This is a genomic window from Fusicatenibacter sp. (genome assembly GCF_977045365.1).
In genome coordinates, this window is record NZ_CDRRUH010000023.1 from 31894 (window position 1) to 40658 (window position 8765).

Here is an 8765-nt window from a genome sequence, read left to right on the forward strand (position 1 = left end):
CGGGAAATATGGGACAAAAAGAGGTACTGCTGATTATTCCGGCATACAACGAAGAAAAAAACATAGGAAAAGTGATGAACCAGCTGGCACAGCCGGAGATCTCCGATATTGTCGATGTACTGGTTATGAATGATGCATCCTCGGATAACACAAACTGGATGGCAAAACAGCGCGGTTATGCGGTAGTAACACATGTCTTTAATCTTGGTTATGGAAGCGGACTGCAGCTTGGCTATAAATATGCCATTCGCCGTGGGTACCAGTACGTGATCCAGATGGATGCGGATGGCCAGCATGATGTATGCAATATTCGAAAGATTTATGAAAGACTGAAAGAAAAAGATGAGGACGGAAGAACACCGGATATCGTGCTGGGCTCCCGCTTTATGGATGGAAGTGCAGAGTTTCATGTGGGTTTTGCGAAAAAACTGGCCTTCCACCTGTTTCGGCGTATGCTGCATATCGCGACGGGAAGATGGATCGCAGATCCGACGACGGGACTGCAGGGACTCAGCCGCAAAGCGGTGCTGTACTATTCCCAGTATAATCATTTTGATGATAAATACCCGGACACCAATATGATCACGCAGATGATGCTGCTCGATTTCAAGGTGGTCGAAATTCCGGCAGTCATGCACATACGGACCTCGGGAAAAAGCATGCACTCCGGACTGAAACCCATCTGGTATATGATGCGCATGTTTTACAGCGTGCTGGCCGTAATTTTCCGGTGTAAGGTTTTAAAAATGGATGCGGGAGCAGGACGAAAAGATGTGGAAAGAAAAACTGAAAAGCCTTCTGAGGGGACAGCAAACAACGGATAACTTCACCTTCTGCCTGGCGGATTTTGCGGAATGCAGCATGGCGGTGCGAAATCCGGGCTGCGGATGGTATCATCTGTATACGTTTGATGCGGCAAAAACAGACGAGCCATTGTATGTTACTTGTGAGGACGAGGAGCTCGTGCTTCTGCGGATCGGCATCGGAGCGTTTGCATCCGGCGCGATCCCGCAGGAATCAATGGAGTGGATTCGAAAAATCCTCGTATTTTTCCGGGGTAAAAAAAGGGGAATGATCCTTCGGTTCGCTTATGATCTGGAGGGAAAAGGACTGGAGCACGAGCCGGGCAGCATCAAAACAGTGCAGGAACATATGCGGCAGCTTGGCGGAGTGATCCGGGAATTTTCGGAGGTTATCTATGCTGTACAGGGAATCCTGATTGGGAACTGGGGAGAAATGCATGGCTCCCGGTATCTGACACCGGGCGGATTCCAGACACTGACCCATACGATGCTGAATGCACTTGACGGCACATGTCCTTTGGCAGTGCGCAGACCCTCCCAGTGGCGGGAGCTTACGAAAGACTGGAATGAGGAAGAAAAAGAACATCTGAATCTGTATAATGATGGAATTTTCGGATCGGAAACCGATCTTGGCACATACGGTACCTTTGCCATGGAGACACCGGGGCAGGAACCGCAGAGCCGTGAAGCAGAGCTCGCCTGGCAGAATACGGCAATGCGCGGCCATTTCTGCGGCGGCGAGGCAGTACAGAGTGTGGACGGAAAACAGAATATTTCTGCCGCGGAAGCGATCAAAGATCTGGAAAAAATGCATGTTTCGTATCTGAACAGCACATATGATCTGCGGCTTCTGGAACAATGGAAACGGGAAAATGTGGACGGCATATCCGGGACAGACGCCATTGGAAAACGTCTTGGCTACCGCTTTGTGGTGGAAAATGTGGAAATGCATCCGGCAGGAGAGAAGGATGTGTGGAAAACTCAGGTGGAAATCACGCTGAAAAACCGCGGTTTTGCTGAGCTGACCGAAGAAACAGACTGTTATCTCGAAACGGAATCAGGCGAAAAAATCCAGATTGCCGCGGACCCGCGATCCTGGAACAGCGGAGAAAAAACAATTCTCCGCCAGACAGTAAAACTGCCTGCGGCACCGGAACAGCAAAGACTGTTTCTTGCATTATACCGCAGGCGGGATCAACGGCCGATCCTGTTTGCCAACCAGGAGACGGAATCCGGACGTGTGCTGCTGGGAACGTATCACATCAGCTTTTCCAGTTCAAAAGTACCGAGCTGAAATCCGTATTCACTGTGGGAAAACGTATTGGCAATCATAATTTCCCGCTGCAGAGATGGATCGGTCATCTGAAAATACACGGTGTAAGTTCCCTTTTCCAGTTCACGCAAAGGAAGTGAAACGGAAAGTTCTGTACTGTTTCCCGGTGTCCAGAATCTGGAGTCATCGGAAAGCGGATAAGACAAAACTTCTCCGGTATCGGAAACCAGCGTAAGCAGCAGATCCATCCTGCGGTAATTGACAGAGAATCCGACATTTTCCAGCTGAATGGTCAACGAAGAACGATCCAGGCTGGTGCCGCGTATTACGTAGCGGTAGCCGAGATGACGGCCGATATAATCATAGCCGGAGATGCCATGAAAAATGGAGGCTTCATCATCATAAACCGTATTTTTCCATTTATTCAGAACGGCCAGATCATGCTCTGAATTTAAGTAGGAAACATGCATCTGCGTCAGATCGGAAATGGCACGATCAAGGTCGTTGAAAGGATTATCAAGAATTACTTCTCCGCCATTCGGGACAAAATTGCAGAGCGTATTCTGAAATGCAAGTTCATCTTCGCGCACCCATGCAGAGCGGTAAGTATCGGCGGAAGCAGATGTCTCCCCGTAGGTGCCGGTGTCGTTCGCGGTTCCCAGCATTCCATCATTAAAAAGACCGAGCCGGGAAGAAAGAGAGCCGTCAAAGGCGGTTTCTGCCGAAGGAAGTTCCATGGAATCCAGAATTTTTCTCCGCTGCACCGGGGTGCGGACCGACAGAAAAATTGATGGGTTAATTACGCTGGACAGATGCTGCATCAGGACGGTACAATTTTCATCGGACATGTAGTTGGAGTTATTCATTTCCCCGCAGTTTCCGACAAAAATACCCTGCATCAGAAAAACACAGTCTGTGTAGCGGTTCACAATGTCTGCTGCCTGATCCATATGACGCAGAATCTGTTCGAGATTCTGCGGCTCAGTTGCGGTGGCTTCGCCATCCCAGTCGTAAAGAAAACGCAGAATCACCTGAGCTCCATGTTTCTGCCAGGCGGACAGAATTGTATCAATCTGCGAGAGTGCCAGGTCAGAGAGATCTTCATTGGAAAACTGCCGCAGATTCAGTTCCAGCATGACAAGACCCGGCGCTTCTTCCGGATCAGAATTATCATCGGAGGGAAGATTGGAGAGTGTATCGCTGCCGGGGACATATCCATACATGTGATAAAATCCGATATAGGGATTGGATAATTCTTCAACAGTCTCCGTACATGTTTCGGGTGTGTAAGCAGCATGATAAAAAGTGCGGATGCCAAGGAACGCAAACAGTACGAGAAACAGCAGGAGCAGAAGAAAAAACAAAATGCGGGAAAGCGGTCTTTTTTTCATAAAATTTGATAAATATCCTTTCATAAAAACAGGTAATATCAGTATCATACCATTTCGAGATTGCAAAATCTATGAAAACAGCAGAAAATAGCAAAGATAAAAAAAGACGGAGGAGGACAGCATGCGAATTAAAAATCTATTTCGAAACAGCTTTTTCAGCATGGTTTCGCAGTTTGCACTCCTGATTCTGGGGGTTTTCAGTCAGAGAGCGATGAATTTGTATATGGGCGCAGAACTGGTTGGCATGAATGGTGTTATTTCCAACGTCATCAACATTCTTTCTGTGACAGAGCTTGGCATTTCGACGGCGATTGTCTATCACCTGTATGGAGCGATTGCAAGGAAGGATGAGCATGAGATTGCCTCACTGATGAATCTCTACCGGAAAGCATACCATATCTTCGCTGTCATCATTTTTGCAGCCGGAATGGTACTGCTGCCGTTTATTCATCTGTTCATGAAAAACAACAGCTATCCTCTCACCTACATTCGTACCCTGTATGCGATGTGGCTGCTTCGAACGGTGCTGTCATATCTGCTGACATACCGGAAATCGCTCCTGATTGCGGATCAGAAAGAGTATATAGCAAGTATAGCCGGCCTGATTTTGAATATTACCAGTTATGGGGCGATTATCCTTCTGGTTACCTATACACAGCGTTATCTGACAGCGCTTGCCTTTAATATTGTAGTCGAGGTACTGCTGAATCTCTGGATCAGCTGGTATGTGGAAAAGAAATATCCGTTTCTGCATGAAATGCGAAAAGAGAAAAGCTCGCCGCACCTTACCAGCAGGATTATGAAGGATCTGAAAAGTCTGTTTATCTCCAGAGTTTCAGAGAAGATGCTGAACTGTACGGATAATCTGATTATTTCCGGATTTATTGGAGTTGCTACTGTAGGAAGATACGCAAACTACAGTATGATCACACAGGCGATCATCAACATTCTTACGATTCTGGCAAATACCATTCAGCCAACCATCGGGGACTATTTTACAGAGAAAAATTACCGCAGAAACTATGAGATCCTGCGGCAGATTACGTTTGCATTTTTCTGCATTTCTTCTGTCGTTGCAGTGGGACTGTTTTCCCTGATTACACCGTTTGTGCGTGACATCTGGCTCGGGCCGTCCTATGAACTTGGCTGGGGAACTGCGGTACTTTGTATTGTGGTTCTGATGGTGAGAATTATGGGGCTTCCGCTCAACATGGTGATGGGCGTAACAGGCCTGTTTGAGAAAGAAAAAAATGTTGGTGCATCGAGTGCGATTCTGAATCTTGTTGTATCGCTTGCGCTTGTGAAACCATATGGGATGACAGGTGTTCTTCTCGGAACTCTGGTTTCCTACCTGCTGCAGATCTGCTATCGTTATATTATCTTTTTCCGTGATTTCCTGCAGATGCGGGAAGAAGCCCTGCGCTATGCAAGAGATCTGGGAGAGTACCTTACAGTGATGGCTGCGGAGGTTGCACTGATGCAGAAAGTAGTCCCAATTGTTTATGGAAACGGCGGTATGGTGCTGTTTTGTATCTGCTTTCTTCTCTGCATTCTGGTACCGCTGGCACTGGATGCCGTATTCTTCGGAAGAGGATGGAGACTTCAGAGCATCGTCCGGATGGTACGCGGAATGAGAAGATAAGAAAAGGCATTTTTAACTTTTTTGCAGAATTTTGCGGAAAAGTGCCGCAGTACGCCAGAACAGCGGACGGATGGGACGCAGGAAAAGCCAGAGTGAAGAAAGCACTCGATAAAGCGGATGGGAGACAGAAAAGGATTTTCCGCCGCGTACAATGCCGGTCATCTTTCCACGGATTTGATCTGGACGGAGCGGTCCTTCGATCTCGGTCTGATTGTCCCCGACCAGATAGAAGCCGTCAGAAGTAATACGGCAGATCCGGTGAAGAACAAGGATTCCCTGATCGCGGCGGTAGAGAATCACATCGCCGCGGCGGAGCTGATCAATGGGATACGCTTCAATGATGGCTTCATCCCGTCCGGGATGAAAAAGCGGATACATACTGTAGCCCTGTGGTTTCAGCTGGATGGCGGAACCATCTTTTAAAAGCTGTTCAATATCGTAAGTATACATGATAAAAAACTCCGTTCTGAAAAAGATATGTTTATTATATCATTTCTTTTTCGGAGCGAAAAGACAGAAAGGAACGAAAACAATGAGAATCAGAAGGCAGGAAGGATATCTGCTGCAGAAAATTGGAAACACGTATCATCTTCTGCCTTATGGACAGAAAATTGCAGATCAGAAGCGGGGGATGGAGCTGAATGAGACAGCACTGGTGCTGTGGGAGGCACTGGAGCAGCCGCAGACGATGGAGGAGCTGGCGGCAAAAACAGCAGCGTATTATGAAATTCCAGAGGGCGGGCAGGAGGAACTGGCAAAAGATATTGCGGCTTTTGTACAGGAACTGATCGCGTTCGGAGCTGTGCGCCGGGAACTGGGATGCCCCGTCGGAACGTGTGAAGGCAGGCTGGAAATTGCCGGACTGGAAATTGCAGTGTATGGAGCAAAAGGATGTATTCCGAAACAGCTTGGCGCATTTCGTTCTGCAGATGATAATTCGGGAAAGAAAATGCCGGATCTCACATTGGAACTGGCAGAACGGATGCCGGAGAGTCATCAGAATGGAACCCTTCTGATCCGAAATAAGGACTTGACGGTCTGCACCTGGGAGGAAGGATACGTTCTTCGGTTTGATGCACTGGAAAATATTTATGAAATCTGGATGAAAGAGGACGGCAGTTATGCGCGGATATATTACCGCCGTCCGATGAAAGAGGAGGAGCAGGATTCTCTTTTTCTGGCAATCCGCCCGGTATTTTTATTTCTGGCACAGAGAAAAGGCATGTTTGCACTGCACTCAGCATCGCTGTTGTATCTTGAAAAAGCATGGCTGTTTTCCGGCCCGTCCGGTATGGGAAAATCCACACACACAGCACTCTGGAAAAAGCTGTTTAACACACCGTATCTGAACGGGGATCTGAACCTGATTGGAAAAGAAGGAAACCACTTTTGGGTTTACGGCATTCCATGGTGCGGAACGTCGGAGATCTTTACAACAGAGAAAAAAGAACTCGGTGGTATTATACTGTTGGAAAAAGCGGCAGTGGAAGAGATTGTCTCTCTGAAAAAAGAACAGAAAACGCTCCGCGTCATGCAGCGCATGATTTCTCCGCCGTGGACCGCGGAACTGATGGTAAAAAATCTGAAATTTGCCGAAGCAATTGCGGAGGAAAAGCCGGTTTATTTCCTGCGCTGCACGAAAAATGATACGGCTGCGGAGGTTATGCATCAGAAAATTACGGATGATGAAAAAAAGGTGCAGGAGGCAGGAAGATGACGGAGTTTCGGCAGAAAGCAGGAAAGTACCTTCAGGCGGATATGCTGCAGAAGATGTGGAAAGAATTTCTGTGGATCTGTCAGTATGCCAGAAGATACTGGAAAGCCATGATTTTCTATACGGTGCTGGGCATCTTCGGAACCGGCGTCTCTCTGGCATCCAGTGTGATTTCCAAAGATCTTGTCGATATCATCACGGGTCATCAGACTGGAAAACTGGTGCAGACGTTTGCCATGATGATTGGATTTTCGTTTGGAAACACATTGATTTCACAGGCATCTAATTATGCGTCCACGATGATTAATCTGAAAGTAGACCGTGAAATTCAGAACGATATCTTCGCAAAAATTCTGGTGACGGACTGGGAGTCACTGACAGCATATCATACCGGTGACCTGGTGACACGCTGGAGTTCTGATGCATCAAATATTTCAAGCGGCATCTTAAACTGGCTGCCGAACCTCGTGATTTATACCGTAAAGTTTATCAGTGCACTGGCAATCGTAGTTCATTACGATCCAACGTTCGCAGTCTTTGCGCTGCTCGGCATTCCGTTCAGTGCGCTGCTTTCGCGTCCGCTGCTGCGCCGGATGACGAAGAATAACCAGCGGAGTGCACAGATGAGTGCGAAGCTGTACGGCTTTAACCAGGAGGCATTTTCCAATATTCAGACGATCAAGGCATTCGATATGATTCGTTTCTATGTGGACCGCCTGAAAGGCTTGCAGAAGGAATACATTAAGATGCGCCTCGATTTTCAGAAAATGTCGATGGCGACCTCCATTCTGATGACCCTGATCAGTTACATCGTTTCTTACAGCTGTTACGGCTGGGGAATTTACCGTGTCTGGAGCGGAGCGATATCTTATGGTACGATGACAATGTTCCTGTCTTTGTCCGGTACGCTGACCGGTTCCGTCAACTCGCTGGTGAGCCTTGTACCGTCGGCGATTTCACTTGGCATTTCAGCTGGCCGTCTGATGGATATTGTGGAGATGCAGCAGGAGGACTACAGCGCGGACGGAGAAGTGGAACAGTTTGCGAAAAAGTATCAGTCCGGCGGTATCGGACTGGAAATGAAAGATCTGAGCTATACGTATCACACAGGAACCGAAGTATTTTCGAAAGCTTCGCTGGAGGCATGGCCGCATGAAATCATTGCACTGGTTGGGCCGTCCGGTGAGGGAAAAACGACCATGCTGCGTTTGATTTTATCTTTGCTGCGTGCACAGGAGGGAGAAGCCTGGGTCGGTGCAGGAGAAGACCGGTCACAGCGGATTACGCTGTCGCCGTCCACAAGAAAGCTGTTTTCCTATGTGCCGCAGGGAAATACAATGTTTTCCGGAACGATTGCAGAGAATATGCGCAATGTGAAGCCGGAAGCCACGGATGAAGAGATTGTGGAGGCGTTAAAACTGGCATGTGCCTGGGAGTTTGTGGAAAAGCTGCCGGATGGCATTGAGAGTATGATAAAAGAACGCGGCGGCGGATTTTCAGAAGGACAGGCGCAGCGTCTTTCGATTGCACGTGCACTGCTTCGAAAATCACCGATTCTGCTGCTGGATGAGGCGACCTCAGCGCTCGATGTGGCGACAGAGCGGAAGGTGCTGAAAAATATTATGACGGATACGTATCCGCGAACCTGTATTGTAACGACACACCGGCCGACGGTACTTGGGATCTGTACGAGAGTGTATGCGATCCGGGATAAGAAGTGCGAAGTGCTGGGTGAAACGGAGATCGCGGAGATGGAGAAGGATTTTTAAAGATAAAAAAAGAAAAAGCAATGGGGACGAACCTCATTGCTTTTTCTTTTGTAAACGGTAGATAGTCCGTACCTATACAAAACTGGAGCAAACCTGTATGATAGAGATAGATTTGCTCCAGTCTTATTTTATTTCACTTCTTTACCGGTTTTCCGGCAGTTCGCCGGAAGCTT

The 8765-nt window shown here is 47.9% G+C and carries 7 protein-coding genes; 5 read left to right on the forward strand and 2 right to left on the reverse strand.

Annotated elements, in window-relative coordinates:
* The first annotated feature begins 8 nt into the window (after positions 1-8).
* Together ACY2VW_RS07040 and ACY2VW_RS07045 are read left to right on the forward strand one after the other, a co-directional pair.
* Positions 9-824: a glycosyltransferase family 2 protein gene (locus tag ACY2VW_RS07040; RefSeq protein WP_461877558.1), complete on the forward strand. Its 816-nt coding sequence runs from the start codon at positions 9-11 to the stop codon at positions 822-824.
* Positions 772-2097, forward strand: a complete 1326-nt coding sequence (locus ACY2VW_RS07045; RefSeq protein WP_461877559.1) for a DUF4832 domain-containing protein — start codon at positions 772-774, stop codon at positions 2095-2097. The genes ACY2VW_RS07040 and ACY2VW_RS07045 overlap by 53 nt, the downstream gene beginning before the upstream one ends.
* On the opposite strand, the gene ACY2VW_RS07050 is transcribed toward ACY2VW_RS07045, so the two are convergent.
* A complete protein-coding gene (locus ACY2VW_RS07050) occupies positions 2061-3467 on the reverse strand; it encodes a DUF4832 domain-containing protein (protein ID WP_461877560.1) in 1407 nt (468 codons plus the stop codon). The genes ACY2VW_RS07045 and ACY2VW_RS07050 overlap by 37 nt on opposite strands.
* Before the next feature lie 121 nt (positions 3468-3588).
* Between ACY2VW_RS07050 and ACY2VW_RS07055 the strand changes: the two genes are divergently transcribed.
* Positions 3589-5109: a lipopolysaccharide biosynthesis protein gene (locus ACY2VW_RS07055; protein WP_461877561.1), complete on the forward strand. Its 1521-nt coding sequence runs from the start codon at positions 3589-3591 to the stop codon at positions 5107-5109.
* Between the two features lie 12 nt (positions 5110-5121).
* On the opposite strand, the gene ACY2VW_RS07060 is transcribed toward ACY2VW_RS07055, so the two are convergent.
* Positions 5122-5559 (reverse strand): S24/S26 family peptidase, encoded by a 438-nt coding sequence (locus ACY2VW_RS07060; RefSeq protein ID WP_461877562.1) that lies wholly within the window; start codon positions 5557-5559, stop codon positions 5122-5124.
* An 82-nt stretch (positions 5560-5641) separates the two neighbouring features.
* Here ACY2VW_RS07060 and ACY2VW_RS07065 point away from each other — a divergent pair, with 82 nt between their 5' ends.
* On the forward strand, positions 5642-6826 hold the full coding sequence (locus tag ACY2VW_RS07065) for a PqqD family protein (protein WP_461877563.1): 1185 nt from the start codon (positions 5642-5644) through the stop codon (positions 6824-6826).
* Entirely contained in the window at positions 6823-8592 is a 1770-nt protein-coding gene (locus ACY2VW_RS07070) for a peptidase domain-containing ABC transporter (protein ID WP_461877564.1), read from the forward strand. The genes ACY2VW_RS07065 and ACY2VW_RS07070 overlap by 4 nt, the downstream gene beginning before the upstream one ends.
* Positions 8593-8765 lie beyond the last annotated feature (173 nt).

Bases quoted from the DNA above. Each gene is read 5' to 3' on its own strand.
- ACY2VW_RS07040 (WP_461877558.1), top strand. From the start codon at position 9: ATGGGACAAAAAGAGGTACTGCTGATTATTCCGGCATACAACGAAGAA.
- ACY2VW_RS07045 (WP_461877559.1), top strand. From the start codon at position 772: ATGTGGAAAGAAAAACTGAAAAGCCTTCTGAGGGGACAGCAAACAACG.
- ACY2VW_RS07050 (WP_461877560.1), bottom strand. From the start codon at position 3,467: ATGAAAAAAAGACCGCTTTCCCGCATTTTGTTTTTTCTTCTGCTCCTG.
- ACY2VW_RS07055 (WP_461877561.1), top strand. From the start codon at position 3,589: ATGCGAATTAAAAATCTATTTCGAAACAGCTTTTTCAGCATGGTTTCG.
- ACY2VW_RS07060 (WP_461877562.1), bottom strand. From the start codon at position 5,559: ATGTATACTTACGATATTGAACAGCTTTTAAAAGATGGTTCCGCCATC.
- ACY2VW_RS07065 (WP_461877563.1), top strand. From the start codon at position 5,642: ATGAGAATCAGAAGGCAGGAAGGATATCTGCTGCAGAAAATTGGAAAC.
- ACY2VW_RS07070 (WP_461877564.1), top strand. From the start codon at position 6,823: ATGACGGAGTTTCGGCAGAAAGCAGGAAAGTACCTTCAGGCGGATATG.